This window comes from Rhizobiaceae bacterium (assembly GCA_023953835.1).
Lineage (GTDB): Bacteria > Pseudomonadota > Alphaproteobacteria > Rhizobiales > Rhizobiaceae > Mesorhizobium_G.
In genome coordinates, this window is sequence record JAMLJB010000001.1 from 3,047,160 (window position 1) to 3,068,743 (window position 21,584).

19 protein-coding genes are annotated in these 21,584 nt (G+C 63.2%); 7 read left to right on the forward strand and 12 right to left on the reverse strand.

Annotated elements, in window-relative coordinates:
• Positions 1-54: 54 nt before the first annotated feature.
• On the forward strand, positions 55-486 hold the full coding sequence (locus M9924_14310) for a L,D-transpeptidase (GenBank protein ID MCO5065570.1): 432 nt from the start codon (positions 55-57) through the stop codon (positions 484-486).
• 34 nt (positions 487-520) lie between these two features.
• Here M9924_14310 and M9924_14315 read toward each other — a convergent pair whose 3' ends face one another.
• The 7 genes from M9924_14315 to M9924_14345 form a co-directional block, all read right to left on the reverse strand.
• Positions 521-718, reverse strand: a complete 198-nt coding sequence (locus M9924_14315; protein MCO5065571.1) for a hypothetical protein — start codon at positions 716-718, stop codon at positions 521-523.
• An 86-nt stretch (positions 719-804) separates the two neighbouring features.
• Positions 805-1,773, reverse strand: a complete 969-nt coding sequence (locus M9924_14320; GenBank protein MCO5065572.1) for a lipid A biosynthesis lauroyl acyltransferase — start codon at positions 1,771-1,773, stop codon at positions 805-807.
• Positions 1,774-1,777: 4 nt separating this feature from the next.
• Entirely contained in the window at positions 1,778-2,806 is a 1,029-nt protein-coding gene (locus M9924_14325; protein ID MCO5065573.1) for a zinc-binding dehydrogenase, read from the reverse strand.
• Entirely contained in the window at positions 2,806-4,077 is a 1,272-nt protein-coding gene (locus M9924_14330; GenBank protein MCO5065574.1) for a beta-ketoacyl-ACP synthase, read from the reverse strand. Before M9924_14330 ends, M9924_14325 begins: the two co-directional genes overlap by 1 nt.
• Before the next feature lie 7 nt (positions 4,078-4,084).
• Positions 4,085-5,272 (reverse strand): beta-ketoacyl-ACP synthase, encoded by a 1,188-nt coding sequence (locus M9924_14335; protein ID MCO5065575.1) that lies wholly within the window; start codon positions 5,270-5,272, stop codon positions 4,085-4,087.
• Positions 5,273-5,322: 50 nt separating this feature from the next.
• Positions 5,323-5,607, reverse strand: a complete 285-nt coding sequence (locus M9924_14340; protein ID MCO5065576.1) for an acyl carrier protein — start codon at positions 5,605-5,607, stop codon at positions 5,323-5,325.
• A gap of 136 nt (positions 5,608-5,743) precedes the next feature.
• Positions 5,744-6,166 (reverse strand): pyridoxamine 5'-phosphate oxidase family protein, encoded by a 423-nt coding sequence (locus M9924_14345; GenBank protein ID MCO5065577.1) that lies wholly within the window; start codon positions 6,164-6,166, stop codon positions 5,744-5,746.
• A 185-nt stretch (positions 6,167-6,351) separates the two neighbouring features.
• On the opposite strand from M9924_14345, the gene M9924_14350 reads away from it, so the two are divergent.
• The 3 genes from M9924_14350 (at position 6,352) to M9924_14360 (ending at position 9,976) form a co-directional block, all read left to right on the forward strand.
• Positions 6,352-7,299, forward strand: coding sequence for an AEC family transporter (locus tag M9924_14350; GenBank protein ID MCO5065578.1), 948 nt, complete (start codon positions 6,352-6,354; stop codon positions 7,297-7,299).
• 162 nt (positions 7,300-7,461) lie between these two features.
• Entirely contained in the window at positions 7,462-8,919 is a 1,458-nt protein-coding gene (locus tag M9924_14355) for an NAD-dependent succinate-semialdehyde dehydrogenase (protein ID MCO5065579.1), read from the forward strand.
• A 37-nt stretch (positions 8,920-8,956) separates the two neighbouring features.
• Complete coding sequence (locus tag M9924_14360) at positions 8,957-9,976, forward strand: galactose mutarotase (GenBank protein ID MCO5065580.1); 1,020 nt, start codon at positions 8,957-8,959, stop codon at positions 9,974-9,976.
• A gap of 2 nt (positions 9,977-9,978) precedes the next feature.
• Here the strand turns inward: M9924_14360 and M9924_14365 are convergent, their stop codons facing one another.
• Both M9924_14365 and M9924_14370 read right to left on the reverse strand, forming a co-directional pair.
• Entirely contained in the window at positions 9,979-10,896 is a 918-nt protein-coding gene (locus M9924_14365) for a sugar kinase (GenBank protein ID MCO5065581.1), read from the reverse strand.
• Positions 10,897-10,943: 47 nt separating this feature from the next.
• Entirely contained in the window at positions 10,944-11,399 is a 456-nt protein-coding gene (locus M9924_14370) for an Lrp/AsnC ligand binding domain-containing protein (GenBank protein MCO5065582.1), read from the reverse strand.
• Between the two features lie 138 nt (positions 11,400-11,537).
• Here M9924_14370 and putA point away from each other — a divergent pair, with 138 nt between their 5' ends.
• Both putA and M9924_14380 read left to right on the forward strand, forming a co-directional pair.
• Positions 11,538-15,152, forward strand: coding sequence for a bifunctional proline dehydrogenase/L-glutamate gamma-semialdehyde dehydrogenase PutA (gene putA, locus M9924_14375; GenBank protein ID MCO5065583.1), 3,615 nt, complete (start codon positions 11,538-11,540; stop codon positions 15,150-15,152).
• 104 nt (positions 15,153-15,256) lie between these two features.
• Entirely contained in the window at positions 15,257-16,177 is a 921-nt protein-coding gene (locus M9924_14380; protein ID MCO5065584.1) for a hypothetical protein, read from the forward strand.
• A gap of 4 nt (positions 16,178-16,181) precedes the next feature.
• Here M9924_14380 and M9924_14385 read toward each other — a convergent pair whose 3' ends face one another.
• Positions 16,182-17,906 (reverse strand): SulP family inorganic anion transporter, encoded by a 1,725-nt coding sequence (locus M9924_14385; protein MCO5065585.1) that lies wholly within the window; start codon positions 17,904-17,906, stop codon positions 16,182-16,184.
• A gap of 109 nt (positions 17,907-18,015) precedes the next feature.
• Entirely contained in the window at positions 18,016-18,267 is a 252-nt protein-coding gene (locus tag M9924_14390; GenBank protein MCO5065586.1) for a helix-turn-helix transcriptional regulator, read from the reverse strand.
• Between the two features lie 175 nt (positions 18,268-18,442).
• Here M9924_14390 and M9924_14395 point away from each other — a divergent pair, with 175 nt between their 5' ends.
• Complete coding sequence (locus tag M9924_14395) at positions 18,443-20,647, forward strand: tetratricopeptide repeat protein (GenBank protein MCO5065587.1); 2,205 nt, start codon at positions 18,443-18,445, stop codon at positions 20,645-20,647.
• Here M9924_14395 and M9924_14400 read toward each other — a convergent pair.
• On the reverse strand, positions 20,642-21,571 hold the full coding sequence (locus M9924_14400; protein ID MCO5065588.1) for a pseudouridine-5'-phosphate glycosidase: 930 nt from the start codon (positions 21,569-21,571) through the stop codon (positions 20,642-20,644). The genes M9924_14395 and M9924_14400 overlap by 6 nt on opposite strands.
• Positions 21,572-21,584 lie beyond the last annotated feature (13 nt).

The following is a 21,584-nucleotide window of genomic DNA, read 5'->3' on the forward strand; positions in this document are numbered from 1 at the left end:
AATATACCGCGCTCAAGCAATGGAGGCCCGCATTCAGGGCCTGGAGGGGTAATCATGAGGCGCATTCTCGCACTGGCGGCTGTCGTTGCCGCGACGGTTCTGGCTTCCACGGTTCCTGGCCTGGCCGCAAATCTCGTCGCTCACATCGATATCGCTGCGCAGCGGATGACGATCACTGACAACGGCCGCATCATCCATAGTTGGCCGGTGTCGACGGCGCGTAAGGGCTATTACACGCCGCGTGGGTCGTATCGGCCAACGCGCATGCACAAGATGTGGTATTCGCGCAAATATGACATGACGCCAATGCCTTACTCGGTGTTCTTCAGGGGCGGCTACGCCATACACGGCACGACGCAGGTGAAGCGTCTGGGAAGTCCGGCTTCACATGGGTGCGTGCGGCTTGCGACGACCAATGCCAAGCGATTCTATGATCTGGTGCGCATGTATGGCGCGCAGAACACCCGCATCGTGCTGACGAACTAGGGAAAACGAAAGCCAGTCGACCGGGTTCGCACCCTTACGGCTCGTAGGCGCATTCCGGCTTGATGAACGCGCTGTCGCCGCCCTGTTTCCGCGACTTTGCCGCGGTCAGCTTGCGCAGGGTCTGCCGCAGCGACGAAAGCTGTGGCTTGGGATCCGAGGCTGTCTGAGGACCCCAAGGGGTCCATAGCACACAACCGCCGTCCCGGGTCGGATTCATTGTGCTGGTGGCCATGACATAATCTCCGCTACACGAAATCTATGCGGTAACGTGATTATTTCAAGTTGTTAAAAAGGGGGATGGGCTTACACCCATTCACATTATGGCGAGCGGGCCGCCTGATGCCTGTGGCGGCGCGGCTTGTCGGAAAGCTTCCAGCGCTTGTGGAACCACATCCACTGGCCGGGATTTTCGCGCACCCAGCGTTCCACGACATCGTTGAGCAATTGAGCGGTTGCCGGAACGTCGACTGCGCCTTCCACCGTGCGCGGAATGGCGAGCCGGTCCTCGATCATGAGCCGGTAGCGGTTACCCGGTAGGCGGATGCAGCGCGCGGGATAGACGTCGCATTCGAAATGCCGCACCAGTTTCGGCAGCAGCGGGCTCGTCTCGCATTCGCGCCCGAAAAAGCGCGTGCGCACGCCGTTGGTGAATTTCTGGTCGACCAGCACGCCGATATTGCCGCCGCGTTCGAGAATGCGCGAAAGTGCGAAGGCCGCACCCTGCCGGGAGGCGAGCAGGTCGCCCATCGATGCGTTGCGGCGATGGTGGATGAAGTCCGCGATGTAGGGATTGTTCGGCGGGCGGAAGAGGGCGGTGACTTTCACGCCGAGCGCTGCGCCCGCCACCGGCAGCAGTTCGAAATTGCCGATATGGCCGGTGAAAACGATATGCGGCCTGTCCTCGCCCGCGATGCGCAGAAAGACCTCCTTGCCGTCCACCTCGATGCGCTCGCCGCTTTCGCTCGTCCTGTCGAAGTCGAACAGGTCGTCGAGATAGATATATTCGGCTGCCAGCCGCCCCATATTCTCCCACATGTCGAGGGCGATCGCCTCGATCTCCTGCATGGATTTTTCGGGATAGGCCTGCCGCAGATTGTCGAGCGCGACGCGGTGGCGACCGAACAGCGGCCCGAAACGGCGTGCGAAGCGCCCCGCGAAAGCGATTGCGCCGTCTGCCGGAAAGAGCCTGAGCAGCCCGATCACGCCGAGCGCCGTCTTGCCGATCACGAAGTCCTTGGCGTTGAGAAGCGCCTGCCGCGCCTTGGCGGCGATGCGGCGGGCAAGCATGAGGTCAGCTCACGCGCAGGATGATCTTGCCGAACACGTCGCGGCCTTCCATCCGCTTGAGCGCGGTGTCGATGCCGGCGAAATCGACCTCCGTGTCGATGACGGGATGCACCTGCCCGGCGGCCATCTTCTGCATGGCGTTCGCCATGTTTTCCATGCGACAGCCGAAGGAGCCGAGCAGCTTCAACTGTTGCTGGAACAGTTGCATCAGGTTCATCTGCGTCGAGACGCCCGAGGTCGAGCCGCAGGTGACGAGGCGTCCGCCGCGCCGCAACGACAGCATGGAGCCTGCCCAGGTGTCTGCGCCCACATGCTCGAACACGACATCGACGCCGCGCTTCTTCGTGATCTTGCGCACCGCGCCTTCAAAGCGATCCTCGCGGTAGTTGATGACATGGTCCGCGCCGAGCGCCTTCGCCTTGTCGATCTTGTCGTTCGAGCCGACGGTGGTGATGATCGTGCAGCCCATTCGACTTGCAAGCTGGATCGCCGCCGAGCCGATGCCCGAGCCGCCCGCATGGATCAGGATGGTTTCGCCGGGTTCGAGCTTCGCATTGTCAAACAGCATGTGCTCGACGGTGCCGAAGGTGACAGGCGCAACCGCTGCACCTATGGCGTCGACGCCGGGCGGGGCAGGGACCAGAAGCCGGGCGGGCAGGTTGATCTTCTCCTGCGCGAAGCCGTCGAGATGGAAGCCATGCACGCCCGAGACATGCTCGCAGAGATTGTCTCGGCCTTCCCGGCAGGGGCGGCAAAGCCCGCAGGTGCGCGCGCCATAGATCGACACGAGCTGGCCGGGCGACAGGCTGGAGACGCCGGGGCCGACCGTTTCGACCTCGCCCGAGGCTTCCGCGCCGATGGTCAGCGGCAGCTTGCGCTTGGCGAACGCCATGCCGCGCCAGCCCCAGACGTCGATATGGTTCAGCGCAACCGCCTTGATGCGCAGCGTCACCTCGCCATGCGCGGGCGGCGGCGGCGGCGGCAGGTCGACCTGTTCGAGACGGCGGTCCTCGATCAACTGCAAGGCGCGCATCAGGACGCCTCCCGCGCCATGACGAGGCAGGTGTTCTGGCCGCCGAAGCCGAAAGAGTTGGACAGCACGGTCGCGACATCGGCCTCGCGCTTGACGTTCGGCACCACGTCGAGGTCGATGGCCGGGTCGGGATGGTCGTAATTGATGGTCGGCGGAATGACGCCGTCGCGCATGGTGAGCAGCGAAAACGCCGCCTCGATCGCGCCCGCCGCCGAAAGCGTGTGGCCGATCATCGATTTGTTCGAGGAAACAGGGATGTTGCGGATGTTCTCGCCGAACACGGTCGAAAGCGACAGATGCTCCATCTTGTCGTTTTCCGGCGTCGAGGTGCCGTGCGCATTCACATAGGCGATGCCGGTTTCATCCAGTCCCGCATCCGCCAGCGCGGCGCGAACGGCGGCGATGGCTGGCGAGCCGTCCGGCTTGGAGCGCGTGCGATGGAAATCGTCGGCGCGCTCTCCGCAGCCGGTCACGAGGCCGATGACGGTTGCGCCGCGCGCAATCGCGCCGTCCAGCGATTCCAGCACCAGCGCGGCGGAGCCTTCCGCAAGCACAAAGCCGTCGCGGTCCTTGGAGAATGGCTTTGACGCCTTTTCCGGTTCGTCATTGCTGGTGGAAAGTGCGGAAAGCAGGGAGAAGCGGATCAGCGCCTCGGCGGTTGCCGAACCGTCCGCGCCAATGGAAAGCGCGCGGTCGCATTCGCCGCGCCGGATTGCCTCGACGCCGAGCTGGATGGCTGTCGCGCCCGATGCGCAGGCGGTGGAAAGCGTGATCGGGAGGCCACGCGTGCCGAACTTGTCGGCCAGCCGGTCTGCAATCGAGCCGAACTGCGCGGATTCGAACAGGTCGAGCGTCTTGAGTTCCGAGGCCGCCTGCGCGATGCGCTGCGCCGCGCTGCCGCCCTTGCCCGCGGCGTAGAGGTTGAAGCGGTCGCGCCAGTCAAGCTCGACCGGCGGCGAGGCGAGAAACAGCGGCCCGCCGAAATCGTCGGGGCTGAGGCCGGATTCGCCGATGGCCTCCTCTGCGGCGGTGGCCGCCAGCTCGAATGTCAACGGGCTTGCGCCTTTCGTGCTGGACGAAAGGAAATCCACCATGCCGGCAATCTGCGTGTTCAGATGCTCGGTCGGAAACCGCGTGATGCGATGAATGCCGGACCTGCCGGATGTCAGCGCGGCCCAATTGTCCTGCTTGCCCACGCCGAGCGAGGTGACGACGCCGATGCCGGTGACGGCCACCAGCGGCCTTCCAAGATGATCTGTGGTTCTGGCCATGTTTCACCTATGCCCTGGCGACGAGCGCCAGGCCTTCGAACACGTGATATCCTATCGTTGTGGCAAGCACGGCTTCGGGCGCGCCTGGGACCGGACGTTCGATTTCCGCGTCGAAGGGCGGAAATGCCGCGCCATTGTGGATGGCGAGTGCGGCCAGCGCCACGGCAAACGGAAACTGCGCTTCCTTGAGATGTCCGGTGCGCGTGGAAAAACCGCGCGGTGCGAGCGCGCGGGCGCGCTCATAGAGGTCCAGTTCCGCGCCTGTTGCCGCGTGCGCGCCGGACGCACCGGAAATCACAAGCGTTTCGCTTTGCGGGCGGTGGATGCGCTCGACCATGCGCTCGAGTTCCGCGTCCAGCGCTCCGTCGCCGCGCTTCAGGCGGTCGGACACGACCGCGTCGATGCGCGCATAGGCCTTGCGCCCACGCTTTTCGGCATGTTCGCGCGACTCCAGCACAAGGAATGCGCCGCCCGAGCCGGAGACGAGGCCGCCGCCTTCCGATCCTTGCCGTTGCCAAAGCGGCCGCCACGGCCCGCGATGCAGGAAGCCGCCAAGTTCATAGCCAAGCAGCATGTCGGAATGTTCGGACTCGAACGCGCCGCCGACGAGGATGTGGTTGGACTGGCCGGAGGAAATGCGCGCCGCGGCCGTCTCGATTGCCGAGATGCCGGACCCTTCCTCGCCCATGAAGGTGCGCGAGGAACCCGTCACCTTATGCACGATGGAGATGTTGCCGGCCAAAAGGTTCGAAAGCTGCGCGAGGAACAAGGTGGGGCGCAGGTCGGTCGTCAGCTTCTCGTTGAGCAGTATTTCGCGGTCGTTGCGCGTCGCCGAGGCTTCCAGAATGCTGGCGTCCACGGCCTCGTCGCGCTCGCCGCCGCCTGCAGCGACCACCATGTCCATCGAGGCGCACAGTGCTTCGTCGTTCTTGATCCCGGCATCGTCCAGCGCCAGCCCCGCGACATAAGTGCCGAGGCGCTGCCATGTTTCCATCTGGCGCTGGTCGCCACGCTTCGGAATCTGGAGGTTCCAGTCGATCTCGGGCAGGGGGTGAATTGTGTAGGGCGCGAAGCGCTCCGGGTCGATGCGCGGCTCCGCGCTTTCGGCGTTCAGCGCGCGCCAATGGGCGTCGGGGCCTTCGCCCAGACAGGAAACGAGGCCGATGCCGGTTATCAGTACGTCACGATTGCTCATGGCTGGCCGTTTTGATCGGCGCGGCCCTGCGCGTCAAGCGCCAGACGCAATTACGCTGCGTTCTTGGCCGCCACCAGGCCGTCGATCTTGGCGCAGAGGTTCTTCATCACGAAGTAATCTTCGGTCGAAGCCTTGCCGTCATTGACTTCCTGCGTCCATTTTTCGAGCGGCACCTTGATGCCAAATTCCTTGTCGATGGCAAACACGATGTCGAGGAAATCGAGGCTGTCGATACCGAGATCGTCAATGGTGTGCGACTCGGGCGTGATCTTGTCGATGTCGATTTCAGATGTATCGGCAATGATCTTTGCCACTTTTTCGAATGTCGTAGCCACAGCGCTATCCTTGCTTCTTCAGGCGCGGGCGCCCGAGTCCTTCGTTGGCAGGCTCTCTAATCGCTTTTTATGCGGAAAAAAAGAGGGCGCACCACGCGCCCTCGCTCCGAATAGATCCGTCGAAGGGACCCGGCTGCTAGCCAAGCTGGACCGTAGCAACCTTGTCCTTGTAGTCTTGCTTCGGATCGATGCCGAGGAACATCTTTATTCCCGCCATCAGGCTTGACGCATCCACCCAGATCTCCGCATCGCCCGGATCGAACCGCAGCAGGGTGAGTTCAGGGTCATCCTTGCCCTTTTCAAACCACGCCGCGACAAAGCGGTTCCACAGGCGGTCGATAACCGCCGGGTCGTTGTCGATACGCAAGGTGCCGCGCACAGTAGCGAATACATCGTGGCCTTTGGCGGCGTAGACGAGAGTTGCCTTGCGCGCGCGTTTCAATTTCGGCGGCAACTCGGTGTCTTTGGCTGTAAAGAAGTAAATGGTCTTTCGATCACCGTCGAACTGAGCGGTCATGGGCCGGGCATCATCGCCGTTCAGTCCGATCATCGCGGTCATATCGGATCGGATCGATTTCCAGAATTTCTTTTCTATTTCCCTTGCGTCGGTCATCCATTCCTCCTGTGAAAGCGAAGCCAACGGCTGCTGCTGCCGGAAGTTCCACAGCACTGCTTAGAAGGACGCATCCCTCCCCTGCAATCAACGTCATTGCGTGGTCGGGAGGCAGCGCCTATCAGGGCCGCATGTCGCCGCTCCTCGAAACGATCCTGTTCGTCTTCAGCCTTGTCGCGCTCGGATACCTGTCCGGCCTGACGGGCTATCTCAAGCCGGAGGTGGGTGAGGGCGTCTCCGCCTTCGCGGTCAACGTGGCCATGCCGCTGCTGCTGTTTCGCACCATGATCGGCGCCGATTTTCACGGCACCGCGCCGTGGGCGTTCTGGGGCGTCTATTTCGCCGCGGCAATCGTTGCATGGACCGTCGGCCACCTGATCACGACACGTGTGTTCGGGCGGGATTCGCAGGCCGGGGTGGTCGGCGGCGTCTCGTCGGCCTTTTCCAACCTCGTGCTGCTCGGCATTCCATTCATCCTGGGTGTCCTTGGTCAGCCGGGCTTCGAGATACTCTCCCTGCTTATTTCCATCCATCTGCCGACCATGATTATCGCGTCGATCATCCTGTTCGAGCTATTCGGTGGCGCTGGCGAGAAAATGCAGCCGCTGCGGATCGTTCGAACATTCGTTCAAAAAATGGCGGTGAATCCGCTCATTGTGGCTATCGTCATCGGCCAGATTTGGCGCATCACCGGCATGGCAATGCCCGCCCTGCCGCTCAGGCTGGTCGATGCATTGGCGAGCACGGCCGGTCCGATCGCGTTGTTTGCGATGGGGCTCGGCCTGCGCCGTTTCGGCATATCCGGCAATATTCGCCCGGCACTCGTGCTTTCCGCTGTGAAGCTCATGCTCATGCCGGCGGTCGCGCTTTGGCTGGCTTGGCTGGTCGGCCTGCCACCTCTGACAGCCAAGGTGGCTGTCGCGGCGGCGGCGCTGCCGTCCGGGGTCAACTCCTATCTTATCGCATCTCAGTTCGGGACGGGTCAGGCCCTTGCGTCGAACCAGATGACTCTTGCGACTGCGTGCGCGGTATTCACGACGGCGCTATGGCTTTCATTGGCTCAAATGGTGTTCGGATAGGTCAGTTGACGCAACGATAGGTCCAGCGCCCGTTTCTGTGGCTTATCGATTGATGGGCCGGACACGGTGCGTTAAGAGCAGCGGGGACGCAAGGTTGCGCAACGTAAGCGCGAAACGGTGATATCGAACTAGGAAGGCGCCCGCTGGCGGGTGGACAAACGGATGCTCAAGAAACTCAGCCATTTCATGCGGGAAGCTAATCTGATCGGCGGCGAATGGGTGCAGGCCGACAGCGGCGAGACCATCGACGTCACAAATCCGGCGAATGGCCTGAAGCTCGGCACGGTGCCGAAGGCCGGCGCAGCCGAAACGCGGCGAGCGATCGAGGCTGCGCAGGAAGCATTCCTGGGCTGGCGCAAGACATCGGCGCTGGAGCGCTCCAAGCTCTTGCGCAAGCTGCATGATGCTATCATGGACAATCAGGATGCGCTGGCCGAACTCCTGACCACCGAGCAGGGCAAGTCGCTGTTCGAGGCGCGTGGCGAGGTCGGAAGCTCGGCTGCCTATGTGCTGTGGTTCGCGGAGGAAGGCCGCCGCACCTATGGCGATGTCGTTCCTTCGCCATGGGCGGATCGCCGCATCATCGTGACGAAGGAGCCGGTCGGCGTCATCGGCGCGATCACGCCGTGGAACTTCCCGTCCTCGATGCTGGCGCGCAAGCTCGGCCCGGCGCTGGCGGCGGGCTGTACGGCAGTCGTCAAGCCTGCCACGCAGACGCCCTATTCGGCGTTGGCATGGGGCGTGCTTGCCGAGGAAGTCGGCATTCCGAAGGGCGTCGTCAACATCGTAACCGGGTCGGCAGGTCCCATCGGCGACGAGTTGTGCACCAATCCGCTGGTCAGGAAGATCACCTTCACCGGCTCCACGCCGGTCGGCAAGCTGCTGATCCAGAAATCGGCGAGCACGGTGAAGAAGGTGTCGATGGAACTGGGCGGCAATGCGCCGTTCATCGTTTTCGACGATGCCGACATCGACCGCGCGGTCGAAGGCGCGATCACCGCCAAGTTCCGCAATTCCGGGCAGACCTGCGTTTGCACCAACCGCTTTTTCGCGCAGGCCGGGATCTATGACGCGTTCGTGGAGCGGCTCGCAAAGGCGGCGCAGAAGCTCAAGGTCGGCTCCGGCCTTGAGGACGGCGTGCAGCAGGGACCTCTGATCGACGAGAAGGCGGCGGCCAAGACGGAAGAGTTCGTGGCAGATGCGAAATCCAAGGGCGCGCGCGTCGTGACCGGAGGCAAGCGCCATGCGCTGGGCGGTTCCTTCTTCGAGCCGACGGTCATCGCCGACGCGAAGCCGGACATGATGTTCATGAAGGAAGAAATCTTCGGGCCTGTCGCTCCGGTATTCAAGTTTGAAAAGGAAGAGGAAGTCGTTCGCCTCGCCAACGACACCGAGTTCGGCCTTGCCTGCTATTTCTATACGGGCGATCTCGGTCGGGCGTTCCGTGTCATGGAAGGCTTGCGGTACGGCATGGTCGGCGTGAACGAAGGGCTCATTACGACGCCGGAAGCGCCGTTCGGCGGCGTCAAGGAATCCGGCCTCGGCAAGGAAGGCGGGCATCAGGGTATCGAGGACTATCTCGATACCAAATATGTCTGCCTCGGCGGCCTTGGCCTCTAGGCGCGGACCGGATAGCGCGCGCGGGCGGGCGGCCTTGATACAGGGCGAGCGTTTCGGCGCAACTCCCGACGGTGAAACGGTGCAGCGCTTTTCCATTGCGGGGGGCGGCCTGTCGGCTCGCATCCTCACATGGGGCGCTGTCGTGCAGGATTTGCGGCTGGAGGGGCACGACGCTCCGCTTGTGCTCGGTTTCGATCAATTCGAGCACTACCCGCAATTCTCGCCGCATTTCGGCGCGGTGCCGGGCCGCTTTGCCAACCGCATCGGCAATGCGCGCTTTACGATCGACGGCCAGACCTACAGGACCGACCCGAATTTTCTGGGCAAGCACACGCTGCATGGCGGAAGCAAGGGGTTCAGCAAGCGCAACTGGTCGGTTGCGCTGCACGGCCCCGATTTCGTGACGCTGACGCTTCATTCCCCGAATGGCGACATGGGATTTCCGGGCGCGCTCGAGGCAAGCTGCACCTACCGGCTGAAAAACCCCGGCACCTTGTCGATCGAGCTGAATGCGACGGCGAACGAGCCGACGCTGTGCAACCTGACCAACCATTCCTATTTCAATCTGGACGATGGCGGCGCGAGCGATACGCTCGACCATCATTTGCAGATAGCCGCTGCCGCCTATCTGCCCGTGGACGACGAAATGATCCCCACGGGCGTGGTGCAGCCGGTGGCCGGTACGCCGTTCGATTTCACGAAGCCGCGCCCGATCCGCAACACCAAAAGCGGCGAGCAGGTCGTTTACGATCACAATTTTTGCCTTGCATCGACGCACGGCAAGCTGCGCCGCGCGGCATGGGCGCGTGGCGCCGCATCGGGCGTCGAAATGGAAATGTGGACCACCGAGCCCGGCGTCCAGTTTTATGCGGGCCACAAGGTCGCGCGCGAACAGCCGGGACTGGGCGGCAGGCGCTATGGCCCGCATGCCGGGTTCTGCCTTGAAGCGCAGGTCTGGCCGGATGCGCCGAACCGTCCGTATTTTCCGACGGCCATGCTTCGGCCCGGCGAGACGTACCACCACGTCACCGAGTTCCGCTTCCGGCTGGACTGCTGATTTCAGGCCGCGAAAGCCTTGCGCAGCGCATCGAACGACGCGAGCGCGCCACGTACCTGCACGACATGCGCGGCGATTGCATGGGCAAGCCGTGCCGCCTCGGCGGGCGAATGACCCTTGAGGCGCGCGGCCAGATAGCCGCCATTGAATGAATCCCCCGCACCGGTCGTGTCCACGGCATCGACCTGAACCGCCGGAATCATCTCCGATTGGCCATAGTGAAGGACGAGGCAGGGCATTTCGCCGTTCTTGACGACGATCTCGGGTATGTCGGCCGCTGCAAGGCGCTGGGCCGTTTCTTCCGGCGTCGCGTCGCCATGCAGCGCCTGTTCGTCGGGAAATGTCGGAAGCGCGATGTCGGTCAGCGCTAGCGCTTCGGCAATCGCGGTCCTAGCGGTGTCCGCGTCGGGCCAGAGCCGGGGCCGGTAGTTGGGGTCGAACGCGATACGGCTGCCGTTCAGCCGTGCCTCGGCGAGCGCATTGAGGAGCGCTGCGCGCGAAGCCTCGTCCAGAATTGCCAAAGTGATTCCGGAAAAGTAGATAAGCGTTTGATTTTTAAGGCTAAGCGCCAATTCGTCGGGATTGCTGGCGAGCTGGCGCGCAGCAGCGTCCGAGCGCCAGTAGGTGAAGGAGCGCTCCGCGCCGGTCAGGGTTATCGCATAGAGGCCCGGACGAGCGCCGGGCAGGATCGGGCTGCGCGCCGTGCCGATGCCGTTGTCGCGCAGGAAGTCGATCTGCTGTCGGGAGAATGGGTCGTCGCCGAAGGCGGTCACGTAGTCCGTGGCGGCGGAGGGGTCCAGCAATGCCCGCAGCGCCCAAAGCGTGTTGAACGTATCGCCAGCGAATCCGAGTTTCCAGCTTCCGTCACCGTTGGCCGCAAGCTCGATCATGCATTCGCCGATGCATGCGACTGATGTCATTCGCCTCTCCCTTGGCGAAAGGATTTACACTGCATTCTCTTGTTGGGCTACCGGTCCTTGACCGTTTCCATGGCCACGAAGGTCGATGTCTGCGCGACGAAGGGCAGGGCGGAAATGCGCTCGCCCAGAATACGCCGGTACGATGCGATGTCGCGTGTCCGCACCTTGAGCAGGTAATCGAAGCTCGCGGCCATCATATGACACTGCTCGATTTCCGGCACCGCCTGCACGGCGCGGTTGAATGCGTCGAGCGCCGTGGACCGGGTGTCGGACAGCTTGACCTGCACGAAGGCGACATGGCCCTCGCCGATGCGCTCACGGTCGATCACCGCCGCATAGCCCCGTATGATGCCTTCCGCCTCCATCTTGCGCACGCGCGCCTGCACAGGGGTCTTGGAAAGCCCGACCTGCGTGGCAAGCTCGGCCATGGAGAGGCGGCCGTCGCGCGCCAGTGCCCCCAGTATGTTCTTGTCGATGCGGTCTATTTGATCTGCAACAGCCATAAATGTGGTCCAATTGGATAAATTATGTCGGATATCATAGTTCAATTGATCCGTTTCAATCAATTCTTTGGAACGGCTTGAAATCAAGGAATATGCTAGTCAGCCATCAGTTCGGCGCTTGTTGAGGGAATGGTGGAAATGGCGAAACTCGATACGATTCGAAAGCAGATCCGCGCGAACTATTTACCCGACGAGGACAAGGCACTCGCGCGCCTGATTGCGCTTGCGGACCTTTCGGAAAAGGACCGCAAGGCCATTTCGGCAAGTGCAGCGGAACTCGTCCGGGCGGTGCGCTCGTCGTCGGACCCGCGCCTGATGGAAGTGTTTCTCTCCGCCTACGGGCTTTCCACCAAGGAGGGGGTCGCGCTGATGTGCCTTGCCGAGGCGCTGCTGCGCGTGCCCGACACGGAAACGATGGACGACCTGATCCGTGACAAGATCGCGCCGCATGACTGGTCGGCCCATTCGGGGTCCTCGTCCTCGATCTTCGTCAACGCATCGACATGGGCGCTGATGCTGACGGGGCGCGTGCTGGACGAGGGAGAAGGCTCCATCGAGCGCACCCTGCGCGGCATGGTGCGGCGGCTCGGCGAGCCTGTCATCCGCACCGCCGTTGCCGCCGCGATGCGCGAGATGGGCGAGCAGTTCGTGCTTGGCCGCACCATCGCCGAGGCGCTGAAGCGCGGCAAGCCCATGCTCGACAAGGGCTATCTCTATTCCTACGACATGCTTGGCGAGGCGGCGCGGACGGAAGCGGATGCGCTGCGCTACCTCAAAGCCTATGCTGACGCCATCGCTGCGCTGAAGCCGCACGCAAAGGGCGACGACATCCGCCGCAATCCCGGCATTTCCGTCAAGCTCTCCGCGATCCATCCGCGATATGAGGTCAGCCAGCGCGAGACCATGCTGCCTGTCATGTCGGAGCGGCTGCTGTCGCTGGCGCTCTCGGCGAAGGACGCGCGCATGGGCCTCAACATCGATGCCGAGGAGGCCGACCGGCTCGACCTTTCTCTCGATGTCATCGAAAGCGCGCTGTCCGACGAGCGGCTGGCCGGGTGGGATGGCTTCGGCGTCGTCGTGCAGGCATATGGGCCGCGCTGTGCTTTCGCCATCGACTGGCTCTACGAACTGGCGAAAAAGCTCGACCGGCGCATCATGGTGCGGCTGGTCAAAGGCGCCTATTGGGACACGGAGGTCAAGCGCGCGCAGGTGCTCGGCCTTTCGGGCTATCCGGTTTTCACGCGCAAGACCAACACGGATGTTTCCTACATCGCCTGCGCGCGCAAGCTGCTCGGCTACACCGACCGCATCTATCCGCAATTCGCGACCCACAATGCGCATACGGTCGCGGCGGTGCTGGCGATGGCGCCTGACCGCGACTGCTTCGAGTTGCAGCGGCTGCATGGGATGGGCGAGCAGCTTCACGAGGCGGTGCGCAAGGCGGAAGGCACGCGCACCCGCATCTATGCGCCGGTCGGCGCGCATTCGGACCTGCTGGCCTATCTGGTGCGTCGCCTGCTGGAAAACGGGGCCAACTCCTCATTCGTGCACCAATTGACCGACGAGAACGTCGCGCCGCAGGACATCGCCCGCGACCCTTTCGCGGTCGTGGAGGCGCAGGGCTCCGCGTCGAACCCCAATATCGTGCGCCCGTCGGCGATCTTCGGCGCGCGCCGCCGCAGCGCCAGGGGGTGGGACATCACCGACGTGACCACGCTTGGCGAAATCGAGAGCCGCAGGGCGCGCTTCGCGAACAAGGGTCAGTGGACCGCAGTGCCCGCGACCAAGGCCACGGGGCAGGGCACGGAAAGGCCGGTCATCAACCCGGCCCGCACCGCCGACATCGTCGGCAAGGTGCGCGAGGCAGGATCGAAGCAGGTGGCGGGCGCGGTGAAGGCGGTGGTCGCGGCGCAGCCGGGCTGGGCGAAAACGCCCGTCGCAAAGCGCGCCGCCGCCTTGCTGAAAGCCGCCGATCTCTATGAGGCCAACGCGGACGAGTTCTTTGCGCTGGCGACGCGCGAAGCCGGCAAGACGCTGGCCGATGGCATTGCGGAGGTGCGCGAGGCGGTCGACTTCCTGCGCTACTACGCAGCCGAGGCCGCGAGCGTGGAGGCAGGCACACAGGCGCGGGGCGTCATCGCCTGCATTTCTCCGTGGAATTTCCCGCTGGCGATTTTCACCGGCCAGATCGCGGCGGCGCTGGTAACGGGAAATGCGGTCGTCGCCAAGCCCGCCGAGCAGACGCCGCTCATTGCCGCGCGCGCGGTCGAATTGCTGCACCAGGCAGGTATCCCGCAGGACGTCCTGCAACTGCTTCCGGGCGACGGCCCGAATGTCGGCGCGCCGCTCACCGCCGATCCGCGCATTGCGGGCGTCTGCTTCACAGGCTCGACGGAGGTCGCCAAAATCATCGAGAAACAGCTCGCCGATACCGCCGCGCCGGATGCGATGCTGATTGCCGAAACGGGCGGCCTGAATGCCATGATCGTCGATTCGACGGCGTTGCCCGAACAGGCCGTGCGCGATATTCTGGCATCGGCCTTCCAGAGTGCCGGCCAGCGCTGCTCCGCACTGCGCATCCTCTACGTTCAGGAGGATGTCGAGAAGAAGGTGCTCGAAATGTTGAAAGGCGCGATGGAGGCGCTGCGCGTCGGAGACCCGTGGGAAATCGCGACCGATGTCGGCCCGGTGATCGATGAGGAAGCCCAGAAGTCGATCACGGCATATTGCAGGGAAATGGAAAAGGCCGGACACCTTGTTGCCCGGCTCGACGCGCCGAAGGACGGGCGCTTCGTGGCTCCGCATGTGTTTCGTGTCGGCGGAATCGAGGACATGAAGCGCGAGATATTCGGGCCGATCCTGCATGTGGCGACATTCAAGGCCGACGACATCGAGAATGTCATTTCCGCTATCAATATAAAGGGATATGGCCTCACCTTCGGACTCCACACGAGGATCGAGGGGCGCGTCCAGCATTTTGTCGACGGCGTCCATGCGGGGAACATCTACGTCAACCGCAACCAGATCGGGGCGGTCGTCGGCTCGCAGCCGTTCGGCGGCGAGGGTCTTTCGGGCACCGGCCCGAAGGCGGGAGGACCGCACTATCTGCGGCGTTTCCGCAAGGCCGACAGGATCGCGTCCGATGCGCCGCCCGCCGCCCCGGCGGTGACGCTCAAGGCGTTGCAGGATCATCTGCAAAGCCCTGTGCACAGGAATTGGGAAGCACGCGCCGACCGCATCGCGATCCTGCGCAAACACCTGCGAGGCAAGGGTTCGGCCGCGATCACCGCTGCCGCCGCCGTCGATTTCGGGCCGGTGGACCTGCCCGGACCGACCGGCGAGGCGAACACGCTGATGCTCCATTCGCGCGGCACCGCCCTTTGCCTCGGACCGGACGCAGACACGCTGCTCGTGCAGGCCGTGCAGGCATTGGCAGCGGGATGCGCGATCCTTGCCGTCGCGCCGAATGCCTCGGCGGCGCTGAACGCGCTGACGGGGAAAGGACTGCCGCTGGCCGCGCTCGACGGTTCGTTCAATCCCGAACACGCGCAGAACATCGCCGTCGATGTCGTCGCCTTCGCGGGCGACGACACCACGATGCGGGCACTGCGCAAGGCGCTTGCGTTGCGCAACGGGCCGATCGTTCCGCTGGTCAGTGAGGCGATCTATCCGGTTGCCTACGCGCATGAGCGCGCCGTATGCGTGGACACGACCGCTGCGGGCGGTAATGCGAGCCTGCTCGCCGCGGCATAGCTCGCGGCTCTTGACTCCGGTGCGGAACTGCCCGCCGTATGATGCGGGTGTGGCGTGCCGGAGGATTGCAAATGCCCCAGCTTGATCCGTCAGCGGAGTAACGCATGTCCGGACAGGGCTTTCTCGGGCAAGGCTACCTGCTGATCGCGCTTCTGGTGATGCTGGGCGGATCACTGCTCATCACATCGGTGATTTTCAACCTGCATGTTGCCGACAGTGTCCGCCGTGACGCGCGCCATCGCGAAAAGCTGCTGGAATACTACCGCAACATGGTCTCGCAGCTCGGCGTCATCCTCATCGGCATCGGCGTGTCGCTGTTCATCTTCTTCTTCCAACAGAGCTTTCAGGAGACGAAGCGCCGCGAAACGGAATTGCAGGCCGCCGCCGCCAAGCTCTCCACACGCGTATCGCGTGCGGCCGCGATCATGGAGGGTTTGAACGAGTTCGACGTTCTTCTCGACAATGGCGGGCCTTATGTCGGACCCGAAGACGGCGGCGCGCCGCCCGCCGCCACGGCGACAGGCGTAGCCTTGCAGCGGCAGGTGGATGCACTTTTCTTGATTGAGCGCGATGTTGACCAGCGCGCGTTCGAGGTGCTTACCGCCTCGAAGGATTTTGAGACCTCTTTCGTCTCGCGCGATCTCGACCCGGCGCTCTGGTTCAACATGGTCAAGGACGAGGCCGACCTGACCTACGCCATCGAGCAGATGAATCACGACTACGCGGACCTGCGCGCGGCGACGGAGGCTGCGCCGGCCGATTCGAAAAGAGAAGAGGCGGTGCGCCGCGAAGTGCTGGACGTTTTCTACGACGCTGACCTTCTCAGGCGGCGCAGCCGCAAATTGCTCGCGCGCGCTTGCTGGCTGCTGAGCAAGGGAAATGGCTTCATTGCCGCGCGCCCGGAAGCGGCACTGGAAACGGATGCGGCCACGCAGCAGGCATGGCTGCGACAGGCAGAACCCACCCTGTCGCAAATCAGGATCGGCGACCGCACCTGCTATCAGTTGCTTGCCGCGCCTGCCTGACGGATCAGGCCTCGGCCTCGACCTGTGCTTCGACCGCCAGCCTGTGCTTGTGCAGGGAGTCCAGCGCGTCGGCCAGCGTGGTGCGGTAGCGGACGCGCGGCGGCTTAAGCCCGTGGACAAGAAGGCTGCGCCGCACGGCGGGCTTGGCTCCCGTTATGTAGATGCGCGCGCCGCGCTTGTGAGCCTTGCGGGCAAATGCCTCGATGGTGGCCGCACCGGTCGAGTCGAGGATCGACACCGTGGCCATATCGATGACATAGGCCTTCGGATGCTCGCCGATCCGGTCCAAGGCTGCGGTGACGGCTGCTGCGGCCCCGAAGAAGAACGCGCCGGAAATCCGGATCACGGCGATGTCGGGATCGGTCGTCAATTCCGGATCATATGGCCTGCGATCTCCGTTCGCACCATCGGCGCGGTCTGCTTCCACCAGCGGTTGCCCGCTTTCCACCGCCACGGCCTGGCCGATGCGATGCAGGAACAGCAGCGAACTGAGCACGAATCCGACGACGATGCCCTCGGTCAGGTCGCGGAAGATCACCAGCCCGAACGTCACCAGCAGCACCACCGCGTCGCCGCGCGAAGCCCGCAGGAGCACGGCGAATTCGTGCTTCTCGGCCATGTTCCACGATACGATGACAAGCACGCCCGCCAGCGCGGAGAGCGGTATGTAGGAGGCGAGCGGCGCCGCAACGAGCATGAAGCCGAGCAGAAAGACAGAATGGAGCATGCCCGCAACCGGCCCATGCGCGCCGGAGCGCACATTCGTCGCGGTGCGTGCGATATTGCCGGTTACGCAGAAGCCGCCGAACAGGGGTGAAGCTATGTTCGCCAGCCCCTGCGCCACAAGCTCGCAATTGGACCGGTGCCGCCGCCCGGTCATGGAATCGGCGACGACAGCCGACAGCAGGCTCTCGATGCAGCCGAGCAGCGTGAAGGAAATCGCATTGGGCAATACGGCGGAGATGGCGCCATAGGACAGGTCGGGAAGGTGCGGCAGCGGCAGGGTGCTCGGTATGCCGCCGAAGCGCGTGCCGATGGTTTCGACCGGCAACCCGGCCAGCGCGGCGACGAATGCGGCGACGCCGACGGCGATGATGAAGCCCGGCCAGTTGGGCCGGTATCTGCGCAGCAGCAGGATGATGCCGATGGTGACGATTGCCACCAGCACGGCGGCGGGGCTGATCGTCGGCAGCGCTTCGGCGAGCGCCAGCAGCTTGGGCAGCAGCGGCGCGGGCTCGCTTGCCAGCGTCAGGCCAAGCAGGTCCTTGATCTGGCTGGCGAAGATGATGACCGCAATACCCGCCGTGAAGCCCACGGTGACGGGGTAGGGGATGTATTTGATGAATGTGCCGAGCCTGAGTAGCCCGATTGCCGCCAGCATCAGGCCGGACAGGAAGGTTGCGAGCAGGAGCCCCTCGACGCCGTGCTGGGCAACCGTTGCCGCGACAAGGACGATGAACGCGCCTGCGGGGCCGCCGATCTGGAACCGGCTGCCGCCGAAAGCCGACACGATAAACCCGCCGACAATCGAGGTGTACAAGCCCCGGTCGGGCGTGACGCCTGAGGCAATCGCAATCGCCATGGACAAGGGCAGCGCTACGATCGCCACGGTCAGGCCCGATATGGCGTCGGCCTTGAGCTTGGCGAAGTCGTAGCCTTCGCGCAGCACGGTCACAAGCTTCGGGGTGTATAGCTCGGCAAAATCCGGGCGAACGATTCCGGCAGTCATTTTCCGCCTCCACATGGCGCCAGTGCGGGCAGCATCATCTGGGGCAGGATCGTCGGCCAGTTACAGGTCGGCGCCGCGCAATCTGGACGGCTGCACATCGACAAAATTCTCAACCGGGGCTCTTCAGACGGACCCCTCGTCCACCACCGGAACTGACGACATTTTCGCCGATCAGTTCGATACCCGCGCGGTCCAGCGCGTCGACCAGCTTGGTCAGCGAATCGATCACGCCCCGCACGGTGCCGTCACTGCTTTCCATGCGCTGAATGGTGGGAAGCGAAATTCCTGCCAGTTCAGCCAATTGGCGCTGATCTATGCCGAGCAGGGCACGGGCGGCGCGCATTTGGGCAGCGGTGATCAATAGTCAATTCCGATTGATGCGCTGCACGAATATCATACCTCGATACTGATGTCCAGAACATCAATATGCACGTTTCATACTGCGATATTGATTGGCTGATGCATCGCAATCCGCTTGCTATGTTATTCGTATATTTCTAATATATATTCTCCGGCTGGCGCTGCGAGGAAATGGAATGACGTTCGGCAAAGGCACTGGCGCGACGCTGGAGGAGCAGGCTGAAAAAGCCGCCCTCGACGGCAGGCATGCAGAGGCCGTAACGCTCTACGATGCGGCGCTCGCGCTGCGTCCGACCGCGAGGTCCTTTGCGAACAAGGCGGTGTCGCTGTTCAGGCTCGACCGCCTGCCGGAGGCGTTGAAAAGTTTTGAAAACGCTGTCGAGTTGCAGCCCGACTATGCGAGCGGGTGGACGAACAGGGCCGCGCTGCTTGGCACCCTCGGTCGTCACGAAGCGGCGGTCGAAAGCTGCGATCGGGCTATCCGCCTTCAACCGGACAATGCCGAGCTTTGGGCCATGCGCGCGAGTTCGCTGGTTGCGCTCAAGCGCCTTGAGGAAGCCGTCGTCGCCTTTGACGAGGCGCTTCGCCTGCAACCGCGCAGGTCCGACCTTTGGCTGCGACAGGGAAACGTGCTGTCCGACCTGCAGCGTTTTGAGGAAGCGGCAGTCAATTTCGATAAGGCCGCCCTTGATCCCGCCGTCGCGCCTGACGCCATTTTCAACAAGGGCAATTGCCTGCGCGGCATGTGGCGGTTCGGAGAAGCCCTCGATTGCTACCATGCGGCGGTCCGGCTGCGCGAGCAGTTTTCCGCCGCATGGAACAATATCGGCCTATGCTACATGAGTCTCGAACAGCATGCGGAGGCTGTGGCTGCGTTCCAGAAAGCGGTCGCCCAACAACCGGACAATGCCGGCGCCTGGAACAATCTCGCGGGACTGTATGTTCAGGCCGGCGATTTTGGCAAGGCAATCGAATGCTGCGAAATGCTGCAGCGACACCGGCCCGACTATCCGTGGGCGGAGGGTGCACTTATCGGCTTTCGCATGCAGCTTGCCGATTGGAACGGCCTTGATGCCTTGTGCGCGTCGGTGAAAGCCAAGGCGGAGCAGGGTCTGCCTGTCACTTATCCCTTTTCGGCTCTTGGCTGGCTTGATGAACCGTCGCTGCTGAAAGGAATATCCGAAACCTATATCAAGCTGAATGCTCCAGCCGACCCGTCACTCGGGCCATTTTCAACCCGTGCGCCGGGCGGCCCGATCCGAATAGGCTATTTCTCGGCGGATTTTCATGAGCATGCAACGGCATGGCTGATGGCGGGCCTGTTCGACCAGCACGACAAGTCGCAATTCGAGGTCACCGCCTTTTCGTTCGGGCCGGATTGCAGCGCTCCTATCAGGCAGCGCATCGAAGGCTCGTTCAGCCGATTCCTGGATGTGCGGGCAATGTCCGATGTCGAGGTTGCCCGCACCGCGCGTGACATGCGGCTGGACATTGCGATCGACCTCAAAGGCTTCACGCAGGCCGCTCGCACCGGCATTTTCGCGCTGCGCGCCGCGCCAGTCCAGATCAATTATCTGGGCTATCCGGGCACGATCGGCGCCAGCTATATCGACTATATCGTAGCCGACGCGACGATCATTCCCGACCATCTGCGGGAACACTATTCCGAGAAAGTCATACGGCTGCCGCACAGCTACCAGATCAATGATGACAAGCGCGAGATCGGCGCGTCCGGCATTTCGAGGCGCGACTGCGACCTGCCGGGAAACGGCTTTGTCTATGCCTGCTTCAATAACAGTTGGAAGATTACCCCGGAACAGCTCGATTCCTGGGTGCGCATATTGCGCGCCGTCGAGGGAAGCGTGCTGTGGCTGCTGGGAGGCAGTCGCGGCTTCGAGGACAATCTTCGCCGCGAGGCGTCGAGCCGCGGGCTGAACCCCGACCGTCTCGTGTTTGCACCACGTGTGCAACTCGCCGTGCATTTGGAACGCATCGCACTTGCCGATCTATTCATCGACAACTACCCCTGCAACGCTCACACAACCGCGAGTGATGCGCTTTGGGTTGGGCTGCCTGTATTGACACGTCCTGGCGCCAGCTTTGCAACGCGGGTAGCCGCCAGCCTGCTGAACGCGATCGATCTGCCGGAAATGATCGCCGAAGACGCCGCCGCCTATGAGCGATTGGCGATTGATTTTGGGAAAAATCCTGAAAAACTGCAAGCAATCAGGACGAAGCTTGCCCAAAACAGGTCAACCGCCCCGCTGTTCGATACGCGCAGAACGACCCGCGCAATCGAGGAGGCCTACAGATTGGCGCACCAAAGGCAGATTGACGGCCTGCCTCCAGCCCATATCGATCTAAGCGGCATGGGGCTATAGCGAAGCGGGCGCGCGGAGGGCTGCCGCAATTCGGGCGGCGAGCCTCGCATTGTTTTCGACAAGCGCGATATTCGTTCTGAGGCTCAGCCCGCCGGTCAGTTCCAGGATCTTCGCCAGCAAATAGGGTGTTACCGCTTTGCCGTTGATGCCGTCCCGCTCGGCGGCGGCCTGCGCGGTGGCGATATGTACGGCCATTGTCTCCGCCGCTATCTCGTCGGCCTGTGGCACGGGATTGGCGATCAGCATGCCGCCGTCCGTGCCGAGCGCACGGCGCGTCTCGAAAAACCGCGCGATGGCCTGCGGCTCATCCAGCCTGAGCGGGGCCTTGAATGGCGACTGTCGCGACCAGAAGGCGGGCATGGTTTCGCTGCCGAACACGACGACCGGAACCCCCTTCGTTTCAAGGACTTCAAGCGTCTTTTCGATATCAAGAATTGCTTTCGCCCCCGCCGAAACCACGATGACCGGCGTGTGGGCGAGTTCCTCGAGGTCGGCTGAAATGTCGAAGCTTTCCTCCGCGCCCTTGTGAACACCGCCTATGCCGCCGGTCGCGAACACGGTGATCCCTGCCGCCGCCGCCGCTATCATCGTTGCTGCGACCGTCGTGCCTCCGGTGCGCCCCTCTGCGATAGCGAAGCCGAAATCCGCCCGCGACAGCTTCATCGCGCCGGTGGTGCGCGCAAGCGAGTCGCGCTCAGTATCGGTCAGGCCGATTTTCAACCTGCCCTCGATCACCGCGATCGTCGCGGCCACCGCGCCCTCATCGGCAATGATTCGCTCGACATTCGCCGCCATCGCGCCATTGTCGGGATAGGGCATGCCGTGCGTTATGATGGTGCTTTCGAGCGCGACGACAGGCGTTCCGTTTCTCAGCGCGGCGGCAACCGGCGCGTGTACGTCGATGAACGGTGCTGCGGAGTTCATTGGCCTCTCCATT

Bases quoted from the DNA above. Each gene is read 5' to 3' on its own strand.
- M9924_14310 (MCO5065570.1), top strand. From the start codon at position 55: ATGAGGCGCATTCTCGCACTGGCGGCTGTCGTTGCCGCGACGGTTCTG.
- M9924_14315 (MCO5065571.1), bottom strand. From the start codon at position 718: ATGGCCACCAGCACAATGAATCCGACCCGGGACGGCGGTTGTGTGCTA.
- M9924_14320 (MCO5065572.1), bottom strand. From the start codon at position 1,773: ATGCTTGCCCGCCGCATCGCCGCCAAGGCGCGGCAGGCGCTTCTCAAC.
- M9924_14325 (MCO5065573.1), bottom strand. From the start codon at position 2,806: ATGCGCGCCTTGCAGTTGATCGAGGACCGCCGTCTCGAACAGGTCGAC.
- M9924_14330 (MCO5065574.1), bottom strand. From the start codon at position 4,077: ATGGCCAGAACCACAGATCATCTTGGAAGGCCGCTGGTGGCCGTCACC.
- M9924_14335 (MCO5065575.1), bottom strand. From the start codon at position 5,272: ATGAGCAATCGTGACGTACTGATAACCGGCATCGGCCTCGTTTCCTGT.
- M9924_14345 (MCO5065577.1), bottom strand. From the start codon at position 6,166: ATGACCGCGATGATCGGACTGAACGGCGATGATGCCCGGCCCATGACC.
- M9924_14350 (MCO5065578.1), top strand. From the start codon at position 6,352: ATGTCGCCGCTCCTCGAAACGATCCTGTTCGTCTTCAGCCTTGTCGCG.
- M9924_14355 (MCO5065579.1), top strand. From the start codon at position 7,462: ATGCTCAAGAAACTCAGCCATTTCATGCGGGAAGCTAATCTGATCGGC.
- M9924_14365 (MCO5065581.1), bottom strand. From the start codon at position 10,896: ATGACATCAGTCGCATGCATCGGCGAATGCATGATCGAGCTTGCGGCC.
- M9924_14370 (MCO5065582.1), bottom strand. From the start codon at position 11,399: ATGGCTGTTGCAGATCAAATAGACCGCATCGACAAGAACATACTGGGG.
- putA (MCO5065583.1), top strand. From the start codon at position 11,538: ATGGCGAAACTCGATACGATTCGAAAGCAGATCCGCGCGAACTATTTA.
- M9924_14380 (MCO5065584.1), top strand. From the start codon at position 15,257: ATGTCCGGACAGGGCTTTCTCGGGCAAGGCTACCTGCTGATCGCGCTT.
- M9924_14385 (MCO5065585.1), bottom strand. From the start codon at position 17,906: ATGACTGCCGGAATCGTTCGCCCGGATTTTGCCGAGCTATACACCCCG.
- M9924_14395 (MCO5065587.1), top strand. From the start codon at position 18,443: ATGACGTTCGGCAAAGGCACTGGCGCGACGCTGGAGGAGCAGGCTGAA.
- M9924_14400 (MCO5065588.1), bottom strand. From the start codon at position 21,571: ATGAACTCCGCAGCACCGTTCATCGACGTACACGCGCCGGTTGCCGCC.